This is a genomic window from Micromonospora jinlongensis (assembly GCF_013410645.1).
Classification (GTDB): domain Bacteria; phylum Actinomycetota; class Actinomycetes; order Mycobacteriales; family Micromonosporaceae; genus Micromonospora; species Micromonospora zamorensis.
In genome coordinates this window covers 569,642-586,771 of the sequence record NZ_JACCHK010000001.1, presented here as the reverse complement: position 1 = coordinate 586,771, position 17,130 = coordinate 569,642, and the positions used below count along the sequence as shown (strand labels likewise).

16 protein-coding genes are annotated in these 17,130 nt (G+C 71.3%); 4 read left to right on the top strand and 12 right to left on the bottom strand.

Annotation, left to right across the window (positions count from 1 at the left end; translation table 11 throughout):
- Window positions 1-94 precede the first annotated feature (94 nt).
- Window positions 95-2,023 (bottom strand): molecular chaperone HtpG, encoded by a 1,929-nt coding sequence (gene htpG / locus HNR22_RS02020; protein ID WP_179778752.1) that lies wholly within the window; start codon window positions 2,021-2,023, stop codon window positions 95-97.
- Between the two features lie 149 nt (window positions 2,024-2,172).
- On the opposite strand from htpG, the gene HNR22_RS02015 reads away from it, so the two are divergent.
- On the top strand, window positions 2,173-2,871 hold the full coding sequence (locus HNR22_RS02015) for an SDR family oxidoreductase (protein ID WP_179778751.1): 699 nt from the start codon (window positions 2,173-2,175) through the stop codon (window positions 2,869-2,871).
- A 63-nt stretch (window positions 2,872-2,934) separates the two neighbouring features.
- On the opposite strand, the gene HNR22_RS02010 is transcribed toward HNR22_RS02015, so the two are convergent.
- Entirely contained in the window at window positions 2,935-4,692 is a 1,758-nt protein-coding gene (locus tag HNR22_RS02010) for a M28 family peptidase (RefSeq protein ID WP_179778750.1), read from the bottom strand.
- A gap of 202 nt (window positions 4,693-4,894) precedes the next feature.
- On the opposite strand from HNR22_RS02010, the gene HNR22_RS02005 reads away from it, so the two are divergent.
- On the top strand, window positions 4,895-7,666 hold the full coding sequence (locus tag HNR22_RS02005) for an ATP-binding protein (protein WP_343059643.1): 2,772 nt from the start codon (window positions 4,895-4,897) through the stop codon (window positions 7,664-7,666).
- Between the two features lie 19 nt (window positions 7,667-7,685).
- Here the strand turns inward: HNR22_RS02005 and HNR22_RS02000 are convergent, their stop codons facing one another.
- Both HNR22_RS02000 and HNR22_RS01995 read right to left on the bottom strand, forming a co-directional pair.
- Complete coding sequence (locus tag HNR22_RS02000) at window positions 7,686-8,444, bottom strand: hypothetical protein (RefSeq protein WP_179778749.1); 759 nt, start codon at window positions 8,442-8,444, stop codon at window positions 7,686-7,688.
- A complete protein-coding gene (locus tag HNR22_RS01995; protein WP_179778748.1) occupies window positions 8,441-8,941 on the bottom strand; it encodes a SigE family RNA polymerase sigma factor in 501 nt (166 codons plus the stop codon). The genes HNR22_RS02000 and HNR22_RS01995 overlap by 4 nt, the downstream gene beginning before the upstream one ends.
- 142 nt (window positions 8,942-9,083) lie before the next feature.
- Here HNR22_RS01995 and HNR22_RS01990 point away from each other — a divergent pair, with 142 nt between their 5' ends.
- The gene (locus HNR22_RS01990; RefSeq protein ID WP_179778747.1) at window positions 9,084-9,896 is read left to right on the top strand and encodes a DUF3152 domain-containing protein; all 813 of its coding nucleotides are present in this window, start codon (window positions 9,084-9,086) and stop codon (window positions 9,894-9,896) included.
- A gap of 190 nt (window positions 9,897-10,086) precedes the next feature.
- Here HNR22_RS01990 and HNR22_RS01985 read toward each other — a convergent pair whose 3' ends face one another.
- Together HNR22_RS01985 and HNR22_RS01980 are read right to left on the bottom strand one after the other, a co-directional pair.
- On the bottom strand, window positions 10,087-10,737 hold the full coding sequence (locus tag HNR22_RS01985) for a hypothetical protein (protein WP_179778746.1): 651 nt from the start codon (window positions 10,735-10,737) through the stop codon (window positions 10,087-10,089).
- Between the two features lie 126 nt (window positions 10,738-10,863).
- On the bottom strand, window positions 10,864-12,009 hold the full coding sequence (locus HNR22_RS01980; RefSeq protein WP_425488090.1) for a snapalysin family zinc-dependent metalloprotease: 1,146 nt from the start codon (window positions 12,007-12,009) through the stop codon (window positions 10,864-10,866).
- Between the two features lie 278 nt (window positions 12,010-12,287).
- Between HNR22_RS01980 and HNR22_RS01975 the strand changes: the two genes are divergently transcribed.
- Window positions 12,288-12,851 carry an AMIN-like domain-containing (lipo)protein gene (locus HNR22_RS01975; protein ID WP_179778744.1) on the top strand — a complete coding sequence of 188 codons (564 nt, stop codon included), beginning with the start codon at window positions 12,288-12,290 and terminating at the stop codon, window positions 12,849-12,851.
- A 66-nt stretch (window positions 12,852-12,917) separates the two neighbouring features.
- On the opposite strand, the gene HNR22_RS01970 is transcribed toward HNR22_RS01975, so the two are convergent.
- The 6 genes from HNR22_RS01970 to HNR22_RS01945 all read right to left on the bottom strand — a co-directional run bounded on the left by HNR22_RS01970 (window position 12,918) and on the right by HNR22_RS01945 (window position 17,037).
- Window positions 12,918-13,496, bottom strand: a complete 579-nt coding sequence (locus tag HNR22_RS01970; RefSeq protein ID WP_179778743.1) for a dihydrofolate reductase family protein — start codon at window positions 13,494-13,496, stop codon at window positions 12,918-12,920.
- A gap of 12 nt (window positions 13,497-13,508) precedes the next feature.
- Complete coding sequence (locus tag HNR22_RS01965; protein ID WP_179778742.1) at window positions 13,509-14,696, bottom strand: RNA polymerase sigma factor; 1,188 nt, start codon at window positions 14,694-14,696, stop codon at window positions 13,509-13,511.
- Window positions 14,697-14,716: 20 nt separating this feature from the next.
- Complete coding sequence (locus HNR22_RS01960) at window positions 14,717-15,070, bottom strand: YciI family protein (RefSeq protein WP_179778741.1); 354 nt, start codon at window positions 15,068-15,070, stop codon at window positions 14,717-14,719.
- A 39-nt stretch (window positions 15,071-15,109) separates the two neighbouring features.
- The gene (locus HNR22_RS01955) at window positions 15,110-15,523 is read right to left on the bottom strand and encodes a DUF6069 family protein (protein ID WP_179778740.1); all 414 of its coding nucleotides are present in this window, start codon (window positions 15,521-15,523) and stop codon (window positions 15,110-15,112) included.
- A gap of 217 nt (window positions 15,524-15,740) precedes the next feature.
- Window positions 15,741-16,568, bottom strand: coding sequence for a peptidoglycan-binding domain-containing protein (locus HNR22_RS01950; RefSeq protein ID WP_099852825.1), 828 nt, complete (start codon window positions 16,566-16,568; stop codon window positions 15,741-15,743).
- 94 nt (window positions 16,569-16,662) lie between these two features.
- Window positions 16,663-17,037 carry an L-rhamnose mutarotase gene (locus tag HNR22_RS01945; protein WP_179778739.1) on the bottom strand — a complete coding sequence of 125 codons (375 nt, stop codon included), beginning with the start codon at window positions 17,035-17,037 and terminating at the stop codon, window positions 16,663-16,665.
- Window positions 17,038-17,130: the final 93 nt, after the last annotated feature.

The following is a 17,130-nucleotide window of genomic DNA, read 5'->3' as shown; positions in this document are numbered from 1 at the left end:
CCACGATGGACCGTTTGCGATCAGGTGCCCGCAGAGGTGGCCGGCCGGCGGGGTCCGCTGCGCGGGAGGCCCGCCGGCCGGAGGGGTACGCCAGCTACAGGGTGCGCGCCAGCCGGTCGGCGAGCGTCCGGGTGAAGCGGGCCGGGTCGGTCAGCTCACCGCCCTCGGCGAGCACCGCCAGGCCGTAGAGCAGCTCGGCGGTCTCGGTCAGGGCCATCTGGTCGCTGCCCTGCTCGTGGGCCTTGCGGAGCCCGGACACCAGCGGGTGACCGGGGTTGATCTCCAGGATCCGCTTGGTCGGGGGAACCTCGTGCCCCATCGCCCGGTACATCTTCTCCAGAGTTGGGGTGAGGTCGTGGGCATCGCCGACGACGCAGGCGGGCGAGGTGGTCAGTCGCGACGACAGACGCACCTCCCGGACACTGTCGGTCAGGGTGGTGCCCAGCCAGTCGAGCAGGGCGGCGAACTCCTGACGCTGCTGCTCGCGCTCGGCCTCGGCCTGCTGCTTCTCCTCGTCGGTGTCCAGGTCGATCTCGCCCTTGGCGATGGACCGCAGCGGCCGACCGTCGTACGCGCCGACCCGCTCGACCCACACCTCGTCGACCTGGTCGGTGAGCAGCAGCACCTCGTGGCCCTTGGCCCGGAACGCCTCCAGGTGCGGCGAGTTCTCGATGGCGGCCCGGGACTCGCCGGTGGCGTACCAGATGTCGCTCTGGCCGTCCTTCATCCGTGAGACGTAGCCAGCCAGGTCGGTGGGCTCGGCGGGGTCGTGGGTGGAGGCGACCGACAGGAGGTCCAGCAGGGTGTCGCGGTTGTCCGTGTCGTCGATCAGCCCTTCCTTGACCACCGCGCCGAACTCGGTCCAGAAGGTGCGGTACCGCTCGGCGTGGTTGGCCTTGAGGTCCTTGACCGTGGCGAGGATCTTCTTCACCAGGCGACGGCGGACGGTCTGGATCTGCCGGTCCTGCTGGAGGATCTCGCGGGAGATGTTCAGCGACAGGTCGTGCGCGTCGACCACGCCCTTGACGAAGCGCAGGTAGGTCGGGACCAGCGCCTCGCAGTCGTCCATGATGAAGACACGCTTGACGTAGAGCTGGACACCGCGGCGGCCCTGCGGGGAGAACAGGTCGAGCGGGGCGTGGCTGGGCAGGAACAGCAGCGCCTCGTACTCGAAGGTGCCCTCGCCCTTCATGTGCACGACCTCGAGCGGGTCGGCCCAGTCGTGGCTGACGTGCTTGTAGAACTCGTTGTACTCGGCGGCGTCGACCTCGTCGCGGGGTCGCGCCCAGAGCGCCTTCATCGAGTTGAGGGTCTGCACCTCGCTGGTTGCGGCTTCGCCGTCTGCGCCGGGCCGCTCGACGCTCATCCGGATCGGCCAGGCGATGAAGTCGGAGTATCGCTTGACGATCTCCCGGACGGTCCACTCGGCGGTGTAGTCGTGCAGGTTGTCCTCGGTGTCGACCGGCTTGAGGTGCAGGGTCACCGTGGTGCCCTGCGGCGCCTCGTCGACCGACTCGATCGAGTAGGTGCCCTCGCCGGTGGACTCCCAGCGGGTGCCGCCGGTCTCGCCGGCCTTGCGGGTCAGCAGGGTGACCCGGTCGGCGACCATGAACGCGGCGTAGAAGCCGACGCCGAACTGGCCGATCAGGTCCTGCGAGGCGTGGGCGTCGGCGGATTCGCGCAGCTTGCGCAGCAGCTCGGCGGTGCCCGACTTGGCGATGGTGCCGATCAGCTGGACGACCTCGTCGCGGGTCATCCCGATGCCGTTGTCCCGTACGGCGAGGGTGCGGGCGTCCCGGTCGACCTCGAGGGCGACGTGCAGGTCGTCGGTGTCGGCCACGAGGTCCTTGTCGACAAGCGTGGCCAGTCGCAGCTTGTCCAGGGCGTCGGACGCGTTCGAGATGAGTTCCCGCAGGAAGACGTCCTTGTTCGAATAGATCGAGTGGACCACCAGCTGGAGGAGCTGACGCGCCTCGGCCTGGAATTCCAACGTTTCGGCCTGGTTGCTCACACCGTCTCCCATCTCGGCTCGTGCGGAGGTTCGCCGAAAGGATACGAGCCGTCACCGGCAGGGTTGTGGCCGCATCGGGGTCGCATTCCCGATTCAGGGGGTCACCGTCGTGACGTAGCTGACTTTGGTTAACACAAGCCAGGTCGGATAGCGTGACGGCCATGAAGATCGCTGGAAGCACCGCCCTCGTCACCGGCGCCAACCGTGGCCTCGGCCGACACCTGGCCGCCGAACTCCTCGCCCGGGGCGCCACCGTCTACGCCGGCGCCCGCAACCCCGACAGCGTCGACCTGCCCGGCGTGACGCCGGTCCGCCTCGACATCACCGACCCCACCTCGGTGGCCGCCGCCGCCGAGCTGGCCAAGAACGTGAACCTGCTGATCAACAACGCCGGCATCGACACCCGCACCGACCTGCTCGACGGCGACCTGGACCTCGTCCGGCTGGAGCTGGAGACCCACTACATCGGCACCCTCTCGACGGTCCGGGCGTTCGCGCCGGTCATCGCCGGCAACGGCGGCGGAACGATCCTCAACGTGCTCTCCGTGCTGTCCTGGTTCGGCTCGCCGATCCACGGGGCCTACGGTGCCGCCAAGTCCGCCGAGTGGTCGATGACCAACACGGTGCGCGTCCAGCTCGCCGAGCGGGGCATCCGGGTCTCCGGCCTGCACGTCGGCTACCTGGACACCGACATGGCCGCCGACGTCACCGGCCCGAAACTGGACCCGGCGACGATCGCCCGGATCGCGGTGGACGGCATCGAGGCCGACGCGTACGAGATCCTCGCCGACGATCTCAGCCGCCAGGTGCAGGCGGGGCTGGCCGGCGGCGTCGCCGCGCTCTACCCGCAGCTCCCCTGACCCACGACGCGACGAGCCGCCGCCGGGAGGGACCGGCGGCGGCTCGACTCTTCGGGTACGCGGTCAGCTCGCCTGCAACGTCACGTCGTCGATCACGAAGCTGGTCTGCAACGACGAGTCCTCGGTGCCGGTGAACGTCAGCGTCACCGTCTGCCCGGCGAAGCCGGCCACGTTGAAGCTGCGCTGGGCGTAGCCGGCGGCGGCGTTGAGGTTCGAGTACGTTGCCAGCGTGGTCGAGCCCAACCGCACGGTGAGCTTGTCGTACGCCGTGGAGCTGGTGGTCTCGGCGGTGTCGATGTGCAGCCAGAACGACAGCGTGTAGCTGGCGCAGCCGGCCGGAATCGTCACCGCCTGCGACAGGGTCTCGGTGCGGGTGCTGCCGTACCCGTTGAGCCAGGCCTTGTACGACCCGGTCCGGGCCGGCTGGCCGCTGGCGTTGGTGATCACGCCCGAGGACGCGGTCCACGGCGTACTGCCGTTCTCGAAGCCCCCGTTTCCGATCACCTGACCGCCGGCACAGCCGCCGGTGCCGGTCACGGTGAGGGTGAGGGTGGCGGTGCGGGTGACCGAGCCGGTGCCGGTGACCGTGAGCGTGAACGTGCCGGTGGCCGCGCTGGCCGAAGCGGTCAACGTCATGGTGGCCGAGCCGCCGGAGGTCACCGAGGACGGGCTGAACGAGACGCTCACCCCGCTGGGCGCGCCGGAGGCCGAGAGACTGACCGACTGCGCCGAGCCTGCGGTGGTCGCGGTGGACACCGTGGCGGTGGTGCTGGCGCCCCGCGCCACGGTGCGCGTCGTCGGGCTGACCGCCACGGAGAAGTCGTTGGTGGGGGTGCCGCCGCCCACCGCGAGCTGCCACAGCGCGTACGCGACACCGTCGGCCGCCCGGTTCAGCACCGTCGCGCTGACGTTGGCGGTGGTGTCGCAGGCCCGGTGGTAACACGGGTCGTAGGCCGAGTTGGCGGTGCCGCCCCACTTGGCCGCCTGGGAGCTGGTCTTGCGGGCGCTGGCCCCGGCGGCGTAGCCCGAGGTGGGGATGCCGGCCTGCTGGAAGTAGTAGTCGTCGGAGCGGCCCTGGCCCTCGACGTTCTCCTCCGGCGCAAGGCCCAACGAGTCCCAGTACGCCTTCAGGGGCGCCGCCGTGGTCGACGTGACCCGGTTGATGAAGTAGCCGCCGTTGACCGAGCCGACCATGTCGAAGTTGTAGTAGCCCTTGATGTAGCCACGCTGGGTGGTGTTGAGCGAGTTGACGTAGAACCGGGAGCCGTTGAGCCCCTGCTCCTCGTCGGTCCACCAGGCGAACCGGACCTTCTTCGTCATGGTCGGGTTCTGCGCGGCCAGGACCAGCGCGTTCTCCAGCAGGGTCGCCGAGCCGGTGGCGTTGTCGTTGATGCCGGGGCCAGCCGAGACGCCGTCGAGGTGGGCGCCGAACATGACCACCTGGTCGGTCGGGCCGCCGGGCCACTCGGCGATCAGGTTGTTCGAGGGGTACGTGCAGCTGGAGCAGTACTGCTCGCTGACGGTGTAGCCGGCCGACTGGAGCCTGGTCTTGACGTACGTGAGCGAGGCGGTGTAGCCGGCCGAGCCGGCCCTGCGGTTACCGCCGTTGCTGGTGGCGATGCTGTTGAACTGGGTGAGGTGGGCCTGGAGGTTGCTGACGGAGATGTCCGGTGCTGCCAACGCGGCGGCGGTCGCGGCGATCGGCCGGGCCTCCGTCATCGTGGTCGTGGGCGACGCGGATACCGGCTGGGCAGCCAGCGTCGCCGTCATTCCGGCGAACACGGCAAGCGCGATACCCGCGCTCAGCGTTCTGCCTCTCATGGGGGCTCCTCGGGGTTGGAGAGATACCCGAGACACTTACAGATGTCGATGCATTGAGCATCGGTCGTTCGTCCCGAACCGCCGCCGCTTCGACGGTGGGTACCGGCGTCGGCACAGGTGAGTAGAGGTGCCAGGATGGGTAGGTAACGCAGCAGGGGTCGTCGGGCCCGGAACGGGGGCTAGCGATGGGGCCGGGTCGAGCGTGACACGACCCAGCATCGACCTGTTCAGCGGCGGCGGTGACACCGGTCGGCTGATGGCGGAGCTGGACTGGGCCCGTACGCCACTGGGCCCGGTCAGCGGATGGCCACAGAGCCTGCGCGCCGCGGTCCGGCTCGTGCTCTCCTCCCGCTACCCCATGCTGCTGCTCTGGGGGGACGACTTCTCCCAGCTCTACAACGACGCGTACTCCACGCTGATCGGCGACAAGCACCCCGCCGCGCTCGGCAACGACGTGCGGGTGACCCTGGCCGAGGGCTGGCACGTGCTCGCCCCGCTGATCGAGCAGGCGATGGCGACCGGGGTCGCCAGCTGGGTCCCCGCGCTGCAACTGCTGCTGGAGCGGGCCGGCTACCGCGAGGAGGCGTACTTCAGCGTCTCGCACGCGCCGGCCCGCGACGACGAGGGCCGTACCGTCGGGGTGTTCACCGTGTGCAGCGAGGTCACCGAGCAGGTGGTCGGCGAACGCCGGCTGCGCCTGCTGCGCGACCTGTCCGTTCTCGGCGACGGGCGCACCGTCGACGTGGACGCCACCGCCGCCCGACTGATCGACACGATCGACAGCCACCCGCTGGACGTGCCGTTCGCCGCCATCTACCTGCGCAACGGCGCGGTGCTGCGGCGGCTCGCCTGCACCGGCGGCGACCAGGGACACGAGGGGGCGCTCCCGGACACCGTCGAGCTGGCCGACCCCGGTCCGGTCGCGTACGCCTGGGGGCTGCCGGACGCCGCCGAGGGCCGCCCGACCCAGGTGACCGACGTGGCCGACCGACTGCGCCTGCCCGCCGGCCCGTGGGACGACCTGGTCCGCACCGCGCTGGCGCTGCCACTGCCCTCCGGCGACGAGGACCAGCCGCTCGGTGTCCTGCTGGCGGGGATCAGCCCCAGCCGAGGGCTCGACGAGGCGTACCGGTCCTTCAACCAGCTGCTGGCGCAGCAGATCTCCGTGGCCCTGCGCAACGCCCAGGAGTACGAGGAGGAGCGGCGCCGGGTCGAGGCGTTGGCCGAACTGGACCGGGTCAAGACCGACTTCTTCGCCAATGTCAGCCACGAGTTCCGTACCCCGTTGACCCTCATGCTCGGCCCTCTGGCCGACGCCCTCACCGACGCCACCGCGCCCCTGGCCCCCGTGCAGCGGGAGCGGGTGGAGACCGCGTGGCGCAACGCCACCCGACTGTTGACGCTGGTCAACAGCCTTCTCACCTTCAGCAGCCTGGAGGCCGGGCGGGCCCGCAGCGACGCCCGCGCGGTCGACCTGTCCGCGCTCACCACCGAGCTGGCCGGCGTGTTCCGGGCCGCCGTCGAGCGGGCCGGGCTGACCCTGGAGGTGGCCTGCCCACCGCTGCCACGGCCGGTCACCATCGACCCGGTCAACTGGGAACGCATCGTCACCAACCTGCTCTCCAACGCCCTGAAATACACGTTCATCGGCCGGATCCGGGTCACCCTGGACACCGACGACGAGGAGGTACGCCTCACCGTCGCGGACACCGGCATCGGCATCGGCGACCAGGACCTGCCGAAACTCTTCGAACGCTTCCACCGGGTGCGCGGCGCCCGCTCACGCAGCCACGAGGGCACCGGCATCGGCCTGGCCCTGGTGCACGAGTTGGCCCGGCTGGAGGGCGGCGAGGTCCGGGTGGCCAGCCGGGTGGGCGCCGGCAGCACCTTCACCGTGGCGCTTCCCTGGTCGGCGGCGCGCCGAACGGCGTTGACCGGCCCGCCGGTGGACGGGCGGGGCGACGCCGCCCGCGCCGCTGTCGAGGAGGCGATGGGTTGGCTCGCCGAACCGGACGGCAGTGTGACGGAGCCCGACCGTACGATCGGCCCGGCGGTGGACGAGCTGGCCGGGTCCCGGATCCTGATCGCCGACGACAACAGCGACATGCGGGCGTACCTCACCCGGCTGCTCACCGGGCAGGGCTGGCGGGTACGGGCCGTCACCGACGGCCGGCAGGCCCTCGACGAAATCTACCGAGAGCGGCCCGACCTGGTCCTCGCCGACGTGATGATGCCGGTGATGGACGGCTTCGACCTGCTGCGCAGGCTACGCGCGGACCCGGCGACCCGGGCGCTGCCGGTGCTGGTGCTCTCCGCCCGTGCCGGCGGTGAGGCCAGTGTGGAGGGCCTGAGCCTGGGCGCCGACGACTACCTGGTGAAGCCGTTCGCCGCGACCGAGCTGATCGCCCGCATCCGAGCGGCCATCCGGCGGGCCCGCGACCGCATCGCCGCCAGCCCAGCAACGGTCGACGCCGCACCGGCGACGACGCGGCCAGCCGCGGTCACCCCCACCGCACCGGCCCCGACGGTCGAGCCCGTCGGCGACACGTCCGTGGTGCCGGCGGATCCGGCCGACCGGAACGGGCTGGGCGACGTCCTGGACGTCAGGTGGGCGTACCCGTCCGCACCCACCTCGGCCGCCATGATGCGGCGGGACGTCCGGCGGACGCTGGGCGACCTCGACGTCGACCCGGACGTGCTGGAGGATCTGCTGCTCGCCGCGTCCGAGGCGATGAACAACGCCGTCGAGCACGCGCAGCGGCCCAGCCGTCCGGAGGTGCGGGTGCGGGTCCAGGTCGGTGTCGGCCTGGTCCGGATCTCGGTGCGGGACTTCGGCACCTGGCGGGACCGGCGACCGGCGATGGACCGGGGACGCGGCGCGCTGCTGATGAACGCGTACGGCGACGTGCGGCTGGTCTCCACCCTCGAGGGGACGACGGTGACCATCGAGCGCCGCTTGGCCGATCCGGCCTGAGCGACCAGCCGGCAGCGTGTCAGAGTCGGCGGCCGTTGGCGTCGCGGGCGACGATGCCGTCGAGCCGCTGCCCCGGGGTCAGTTCGGCCGGGTCGAACCAGAAGATCAACACCTGCTTGTCCTCACTCCACCGGGCCAGTCGGGCATCGACCTGCCGGGCACCCACCGTGCCGACGATGCGCTGGGCGGGGCCGACGAAGTAGCCGAAGGTGGGCACCGGCACTGTCGACGAGCGCTCGTCGTAGCCGATCTGATGAAAACCCGGGCTGCGGTCAGCCCCGTCGACGTCGTTGACCAGGATGTCCGTGGTCAGCATGCCGTCCGGAGCGCGGCGACCGGCCGCCAGCCCGACGGACACCTTCGGCTCGCCGGGCACGGAAACCCCGACGAAGTAGTAGACCCGCTGGTCGGCACCGTGTCGCACCTCGCTGTCGATCACCTGGCCCAGGGGCTTCGGGGGCGGGACGTCGCGGGCCACCGTCGGCGGCGGGGTGGGCTCCAACCAGGCCGACGCCGTCGGCGAGGCACCGGCCGGTGGCGGAGCGACAGCGACCGGCGGCGGACGCTCGGGCGTCGGCGGGCCACCCGGCCCGGCACCGACCGCCACGACGACCACAGCGGCGGCCACGCCGGCCGCGAGCGTGGCAGCACCGGCGCCGGCAACCCGCCGACGGATCCGCAACCGCCGCCCCTCGCGCATCACCGCGGCCAGATCGAGCGACGTGGCGGGGCGTTCGGTGTCCCGCATGGCCTGGCGGAGTCGTTCCAGCTCGCTCATCGGCGCGCCTCCTCGTCGGATGTCCGCGGCCCGGCGGTGCGCAGCTTTTCCAGGGCTCGTGAGCTGGTGCTCTTGACCGTGCCGACCGACACGGCGAGTTCCCGGGCCACCTGCGCCTCCGGAAGGTCGAAGTAGTAGCGCAGCACGACGATGGCCCGCTCCCGGGGGGTGAGCGCGCCGAGGATGGTGATCAACCAGCGCCGGGTGGTCACCTCGTCGGCCACGTCGCCGCGCCGCTGCTCCGGCACCTCCTCGGTCGGGTACTCCCGCAGCGGCCGCCGCCATCCGTCGACCAGGTGGTTGACCAGGGTGCGGCGCGCGTACCCGTAGGCGTCGTCGTCGTGGATCCGGGACCACGAGGCGTAGGTGCGGGCCAGCGCGGTCTGCGCGGCGTCCTCGGCCTGGTGGTGGTCGCCGGTCATCAGGAAGGCGGCATGCACGAGTCGGGCGGACGCCGCCCTCGCGAACTCGACGAACTCCGCGTCACCCCGCGCCACCGTGAACCCTCCCCCGTGCCACACCTCTATGGACGGGTCAGGTCGGCAGAAGGTTGAGCGGTGGGTCACATCAACTTTTCGCCACGGTCACCCGTCTTCTCCTCCGCGCCGCCGCCGCCGAGCGACGCGCGAGGGGAGAGACATGTCGACGAAGGTTACCCACCGGTGGCGTACCGCCTCGGCGGCGTTGCCGGTGGTGGTGGCACTGCTCACCGGATGCGCAGGGCCAGCCGCCGGGCAACCCCCGACCGGTGCCGGCCCTGCCGGGCCGCCCACGGTGGCTGTCACCGGGCGACCGACCGGGGTCGCCGACGTGACGCCCAGTTCCGCGCCTGCCGTCCCGGTCAGCTATCCCGCCGCCGGCGGTAACCGCTGGTCGACGGCGCCCGGCGAGACGCCACCCGGACGCCCGGGCGACGGCCGGTTGCTGCGGTACCGGGTCGTCGTGGAGCGGGACATCCGAGGGCTGCCGGTGGGCGACATCGCTGCGGCGATCACCGCGACGTTGAACGACCCACGCGGGTGGACGGCCGGCGGGGCGTGGCGGCTGCGCCGGGTGGGTGCCGGCGAAGCCACCGACTTCACCATCTACCTGGCCACCCCCGGCACCCGCGACACCCTCTGCCAGGACGTGCCGGACGGCTACACCTCGTGCCGCAACGGTGGCCGCGTGGTGCTCAACGTGGCGCGATGGGTCAAGGGCGTACCGGGCTACGGCGCGAGCCTGGCCGCCTATCGGCAGTACATGGTCAACCACGAGGTGGGGCACAAGCTCGGGTTCGGTCATGAGCGGTGTCCGGTGCGGGGCCGGCCGGCGCCGGTGATGCAGCAACAGACGTTGGGCCGGCACGGCTGCACCGCGAACGCCTGGCCGTACCCGGAGGGCAAGGTCCGCTACAGCGGACCGGTCGGGGCCTACGACGACGAGATCCCGCGGCGCGAGGGTGCCTACTAGGCCCTGTTTCCTAAGGGCGGTCGAGCCGAGGCAGAGTCCGGGCGGCGATCCGGCAAGGCGCGGTTTCGTTCGGATACCGGTGTCGTATCCGGACGAAACCGCAACGCCGTCGGTCGTCGTCCGGGCCCGCCGTAGGCCGGCCAGTTCTTATGAAACAGGGCCTAGGGGCAGTGAGGCCGGTGGGCGCGCCTCAGGGAGTGGGGCGACCACGCTCCTGGGCGAGCCGCTCGTCCAGCCGGCCCAGCTCGTAGATCGCGTTGAGGCTGGTCGGCAACCGGCTGACATTGTCCGGCGCGGGTCCAGGATCCGGCGCGGGTGCGGGTGCGGGTGCGGGTGCGAGGTCCGGCGCGGATGCGGCGGCGGGGGCCGACGGACGGCGGCGCAGGAGCCACAGGGCCAGCACGACCGTGGCAGCCAGGACCAGCACGTAGGACACCGGCGGCCAACTGTCGCGGGCGGGGCTGGCGAGCGTCGGCGGGGTGACCGGAGCGGGAGGGGCACCGTCGCGGCGGGGCACGGTTGCCTCACGGGTGCCGGTGACCTCGCCGCCGGCGGGGCGAGCCGGTGCGACCGGAGCGGCCGGGACCTGGACCGCGGTCGACGACCCCGCGGGCGTGGGGGCCGCGGTTGGCCGTACCGGGCTGGGCTGGTCCGTGACCGCCGGCGGGCTCGGCGTGGAGGGCGCGGTTGGCGCCGTGCTCGGCGGGTCGCCACCATCGAGGAGGTCGTCGACGATCCGGCCGACACCACCGAGGAGGTCAGCGACCGGGCCGGAGGTGGCCGACGGGGAAGGCGCGGGCGCGAGAGCGAGGGTCAGCGCGAGGGCGACGACGGCAGGCATGGGTCCACCTCGGATGTGTCGAGATGCCACGCACCGTATCGCATGGTGACACCGCGTGGGGTGACCCCACCACACCGCGAGCGGGGACGCGTCGTGCGCGCGTCCCCGCTCCACTGTCCTTGATGGTCAGACGGGCAGACCGCCGACCTGGGTGGAGATCCAGGACCGGATGGACGGCAGGTCGACGTAGATGGACGGGCCGGTGGCGCAGGTGGAGTTGTTGTTGCCGGCCCGGCTGGTGGCGCCGATCAGGTTCCACACTCCGTTGACGCGGCGCACCTGCGGCCCACCCGAGTCGCCGTAGCAGGCGCCGGAATTGCCGTTGGTGTTGTTGGTGCAGATCTCGTACGGGCCGTTGATGCCGGAGCACCGACTGTCCGCCACGATGGACGTGTCCAGCTCGTTGGCGACCGCCGGTGCCGATCCGCAGCCCCGGGGCGCGCAGGTCTGGCCCCAGCCGATGATCCGGGTCGCGGTGCCGACCGCGCCGGAGGTGCTCGGGATCGGGGCCGGGGCGTACGTGACCGAGCTGGCCAGTTGCAGCAGCTTGACGTCGACGCTCGGGTGGTTGACCGCACGGGTCACCCGCACCACAGTCCCGCCGCTGGAGCGGTTGACGCTGCCCACCCGCACCGAGGACGGCGTCGAGCAGTGCTTGGCGGTGACCGCCCAGTTGCCCTTGATCAGCGTGCCGGTGCAGCCGGAGACGTAGACCATGAACGGGTAGTTCTCCGACGCCGGTCGGCCGCCGACCACCAACGGCTCGATGTCGGAGGCACCGGTCCAGGTGTACGTCGTGCTGGCCGGCGCGGCCAGGCTGCCGGCGAACAGCGAGTTCACCCGGCTCGCCTCGGCCGAGCTGGGGTTGGCGTTGCGGCAGGACACCGGGGCGCTGCTGCCGGACATCAGGTCGGTGCACAGGCCGGTGCGCCGGTCCGGCAGGCCCAGGATGTGGCCGATCTCGTGGGCGGCGATGCGGTTGCGGTCGTAGCCCTGGTTGACGGCCGTGCGGCCCATCCAGATCCGTCCCGAGCCGAGGCCGGTCGGCTGCGCCCGGGGCCAGCCGTCGTCGACGTAGATGGTGATGCTGGCCGGGGTGCCGGCCAGCAGCCGGACGTTGCTGACCCGGCTGTTCCAGATCTGTGCCGCCTGGTCGAAGTTGGTGCGGAACTCGCCGGTCCGGCTCGCGTCGTAGTAGACGGTCCGCACGGCGGCGGCCGGAGCGCCCGTGGCGAGCTGCACCCCGGCTGCCGCCAGCACGGCCACCAGCATGGCCATCGCCGTACGTCTCAGTTGTCGTCGGAACATCACGCACTCCCCTGCGGGTCGCCCGGCGGCCACCGGCCACCGATCATCGATGTACGTGAATGCTAGAGCCCGGGCGACCGATGTCCGACATAGCGGAAGCGTCATACCGCCGAGGCGATCGGCTGTTACGCGGCGGTTACGCCGTGGCGAAGTGCCCGTGCCGAGAAGGGACGACGGTGGCGGCAGAGGGCCACCGGCAGCGCCGCCGCCACGTGGCCCCGCATCTCGAACGGAGAAACACGATGAGGATCAGAAGCGCACTGACGGCACTGGTGGTCGTCCTCGCCGGGCTGCTCGTCGGCGCGGGCAGCAGCACCGCGGCGGGCACCACGACCGGGTCGGCGTACTGCGGCATCACCTGGGGCAGCGCGGAGAAGTCGGCCGGCGCGCTCAGTGACGCCCCGCTGGTCGACGTCCGCACCGGTCGGCACGACTGCTACGACCGGGTGGTGTTCGAGTTCGCTGGCCCGGTCGACGGTTACGCGGTCGGCTACGGCGAGACGTGGACCGAGGGCGAGGGGCTGCCGTTGTCGCCGTACACCGCGGGAGGGGCGCTGCTGCGGGTCTCGCTGCGTGCACCGGCGTACGACGACGCCCACCAGGGCACCGTGCCGTACGCGGTCGGTGAGCACGTCGCGAACCTGCTGCGCTACCCGACACTGCGTGACGTCGTCTTCGGCGGCAGCTTCGAGGGCTACAGCACCTTCGCGGTCGGCGTGCGGGCGCGGTTGCCGTTCCGCACGTTCGTCCTGGCCGGCCCCGGCGGACACAGTCGGGTCGTGCTCGACGTGGCCCACCAGTGGTGATCATTACCGGACACCGAGCCGCCCCGGCAGACGCGTCCGTCGCCGGGGCGGGGGTGTCGGGACGGCTCAGACGTGCGGGGTGGGGCGGTAGACGAGTTCCTGGGAGCGACCGTCGAGTGTGCGGCTCTCGACCAGCTCCAGGTCGAAGTCGGCCGCCCCCTGGAAGATCGGCTCCGTTCCGGTCTGACCGGTGATCACCGGGAAGATCGTCACCTGGACCAGGTCGACCAGACCGGCGGCCATCAGCGCCCGGTTCATCGACAGGCTGCCGTGCGATCGCAGCGGCACGTCGGATTCCTCCTTGAGCCGGGCGACGACGTCCACGGCGTCACCGCGTACGACCGTCGCGTCCGGCCAGTCGAGGGAGCCTTCCAGCGTGTTCGACACCACCGTCGCCGGGAGGCTTCGCATCCGGGTGACCCAGGCGTCGCGGACCTCGGATTCCTCGGTGCTCGCGGCCAGCATCTGCGCGAACACCTGGTACGTCCGGGCCCCGAAGACCATGCGCTGCTCCTCGCCGTAGACGGCCAGGCGGTGCGCGAGCAGCTCGGGGCCCTGCTTGCCCCAGTAGCCGCCCCAGTTGCCGCTGGTGGTGCCGAAGCCGTCGAGGCTGGAGAAGACATCTACGGTGTAGGTGGCGGTCATGGTGTTCTCCGTTCACGGGTGACTCAGTGCGGTACGACGGGTCTGCAGGTAGACCCGCTCGGTCTCGTTGGTGGCCAGTGCCACGGCCTGGTCGTAGGCGGCTCGTGCCTCGTCGTCGCGTCCGAGCCGGGCGAGCAACTCGGCCCGGGTGGCGGGCAGCCGGTGGTAGCCGGGAAGGTCGACACCCTCCAACTCGGCGAGGGCCACCGCCGGCCCGTGCACCTCGGCGACGGCGACGGCGCGGTTGAGCGCGACGACCGGGGTTGGCGTGATCACGAGGAGTTGGTCGTACAGTGCCAGGACCTGTGGCCAGTCGGTGGCGACGCCGTCGGTGTGCACCGCGCTGATCGCGGCCTGGATCTGGTACGGGCCAGGCTGGTTGCGCCGCAGGCACCGGCGGACCAGGTCGTGGCCCTCGGCGATGAGTGCGCGGTTCCACAGTGACCGGTCCTGGTCGGCCAGCAGCACCAGTTCGCCGGTCGAGTCGAGTCGCGCCGGGCGGCGGGCCTCGGTCAGCAGCAACAGGGCGAGCAGGCCCAGGACCTCGGGCTCGTCGGGCATCAACGCGGCGAGTTCCCGGGTGAGCCGGATCGCCTCGGTGCACAGGTCCGTTCTGATCAACGGCCCGGCGGTGGACGCGTAGCCCTCGTTGAACATCAGGTAGAGCACGGTGAGCACCGGCGGCAGCCGGTCCGGCAGCTCGTGTTCGGCGGGCACCCGGTACGGAATGTTGGCGTCCCGGATCTTCTTCTTGGCGCGCACGATCCGCTGGGCGACGGTGGCCTCCTGGACCAGGTAGGCCCGGGCGATCTCGGATACGTCGAGGCCCCCGAGCAGGCGCAGCGTGAGGGCGGTCCGCGCGTCGGGAGCGAGCGCCGGGTGGCAGCAGGTGAAGATGAGTCGCAGCTGGTCGTCCTTCACCGGTCCCACCTCTCGCGGCTCGTCCTGGTGGTGCAGCAGCAGGGCCTGGGCGTGCCGGGCCTCGCGGGTCGACTCCCGGCGGAGACGGTCGACCGCCCGGTTGCGGGCGGTCGTCACGATCCAGGCACCCGGGTTGGGCGGCGGGGCCTGCCACTTCTGCAACGCCGTGGTGAAGGCGTCCTGGACCGCCTCCTCGGCGAGGTTGATGTCACCGAGGACGCGGGCCAGGGTGGCGACGCAGCGGCCGTACTCCGCGCGGTAGATGCTCGCCAGGTCCATGTCGGGTGATCGACTCTTGGTCAGGCCTGGGACAGGTCGTCGAAGGGGCGCACCTCGACCGGGCCGCAGGCCGCCGCGCACTTCTCGGCCCAGGCGAGCGCCTGGTCCAGGTCCTCGCACCTGATGACCCAGAACCCGGCGATGTGCTCCTTCGTCTCGGCGAACGGCCCATCGCTCATGGTGGTGGCGCCGTTCTCGACCCGGACGACGGTGGCGCTGTCCGGCGAGAGGAGCCCTCCGCCGAAGACCCAGGCGCCAACGGCCTGCATCTCGTCGTTGATCCGGCCGGTCTCCGCGAACATGGTCTGCATCTCCTCGTCGGACGGGGCCGGCGCGCCCTCGACGAAGTGCACGGACAGCAGGTACTGCTTCATGACGTTCCTCCGGTAGGTCGACGGGTGGATGGCGGCAGGTCAGGCGGCCAGGCGGCGCGCGACAGCGGGGATCACGATCACGGCCGCGACCAGGTGGGTGAGCATCAGCAGCGCCTTGGTGCCCGCCCCGGCGTCCGCGAGCACGTCCGGCACCAGCGACAGGACGGTCAGCACCACCGTCGTGCGGACGAACGTGCGCCGCGGACGCCGGGCGAAACGGGACAGCAACGCGGCGAGGAGCACCCCGACCAGCGAGAATACGGCGGTCAGCACGCCGAACCCCGTCACCGGGATCGGCGCGTCGGCCACGTCGAGGCTGATGCCTGCCGCGTGGCCGACGGCGGCGACGGCCATGGTGGCGGCGCTCGCGGCGACCGTGGCGATGAGACCGGTACGAATCAGCGCGCCGAAGGTCGAGGTGGTGGTGGGAGTGGTGGTCGCTGTGCTGGTCATCGTGCCCTCCAGTGGGTGCGTGGCCCGCTGTTGTGCCGGGCTCTCACCAGGGCTACGAAGAGGATCAACCCCAATCGACAGGAACGCCAGAATCTTTTCGAAGACTTGATCGACTCGACTGTGGTGAAGTCGGGGTGTCCGGACGCCGCGGATGCCCCGACTTTCACGAACGCGGGTGGATCATGCCCCGGCCAGGGTCATGGGAGGACCGTGAGCCTCAGAGCGTGCGCTGGTATTCCTCCCAGGTCCGCTTGGGGCTCACTGCCGGCCCGTCATCGGCACCCCGGTTGGCCAGGCCGTTACGACCGAGGTAGTAGTCGCCGGCCTGGTTCTGCGCACCGGTCGACTGGTCGGTGTCGGACAGCGCGATGGCGTGGATGTGGTAGCCCCAGTCTCCCTGGGCCGGGGTGCGCAGCCACGCGGCGAAGCCCACCGTCCGGAGGCGACGCAGCACATCCGTTCGCACGGCTGAGGAGAGCCCGCTGACCGAGAGATCGAGCGCGCCGCCGCCGTCGTGCGTGCCGGCGGACGCGCCCACACCGCTGCTGTACGAGCCCTGCGTGATGCCGAGCTGACGGCCGAGCAGGCGTTCGGCCTCGAACAGCATCGACCTGGTGCGCGTGTTGACCTGCACACCCCGCAGGGTCACCACGCTGCCGGGTGAGATCGCCCTGACCACTGTGTAACGCCCCTCGCCCAGCGACCGCAGCGACGACGGGCCGGGCAGGCCGGTCGCATCCAGACCGGTGTAGCCGAGGGACCGCTGGTACGCCGCGTACGCCGCGATCGTGCTGGTGCCGAAGTGCCCGTCGACGTACGTCGACGACAGCAGCCCTCGCGCCTGGAGGGCGCGCTCCACCAGCAGGACGCTGTCCTTGGCCCCGTCGGTGAGCGCGGTGTCCGGCCGACGCGGGTCGATCTGCGCCGCCTTGATCAGCGCCTCCATGTCCAGCTGCGGCAACGCCGCCGTGGCCGAGTTGGCCAGCGGTACAGCGCCGACCACCGCCGCACCGGCAGCGACGAGCAGGCTTCTTCTCGTGAGCACGCTTCCTCCGCAAAATGTTGACTGATCCCCATGGGTAGATGGAGATATTCTTCAATGCGGAAGCTGAGTTGTCACCCCACCGAGGGCGCGCCCGCTAGCTGCCGGAACCCTGCGGTGCCGGGTCGGGCGCTGGCCCGACGGCCTCGTCGGCCAGGTGCCAGACCTCCCGCATCGGCGCCCACCAGTCCCCCGAGCCGGGCTCGGCGAGCGACTCCTGACACGGGTCGGTCAGCTTCCACCACTCCTGTGTCTGCGGGTCCGCGGCGATGAGCCGCAGGTCGGCGTCGTAGTCCTCACCGACGTACTCGTAGTAGCCGAAGAGCAGGTCGTCGTGGAGGAAGATGGTGTAGTTGCGGAAGTTCGCCTCGCGCAGCGTCTGCTCGACGCTCGGCCAGACGGTGGCGTGCAGCCGAAGATAGGTTTCCCGCTGGTCCGGTCGGAGTCGGATCACGCAGCCGTGACGTTGCACGTCGTGCCCCTTCGTGTGAGCTGGTCGGATCGAGGCGGCCCGGGGGCCAATCCGAGCGATCGATGATCCCAGTAGCCCACGTCGAGATCAACG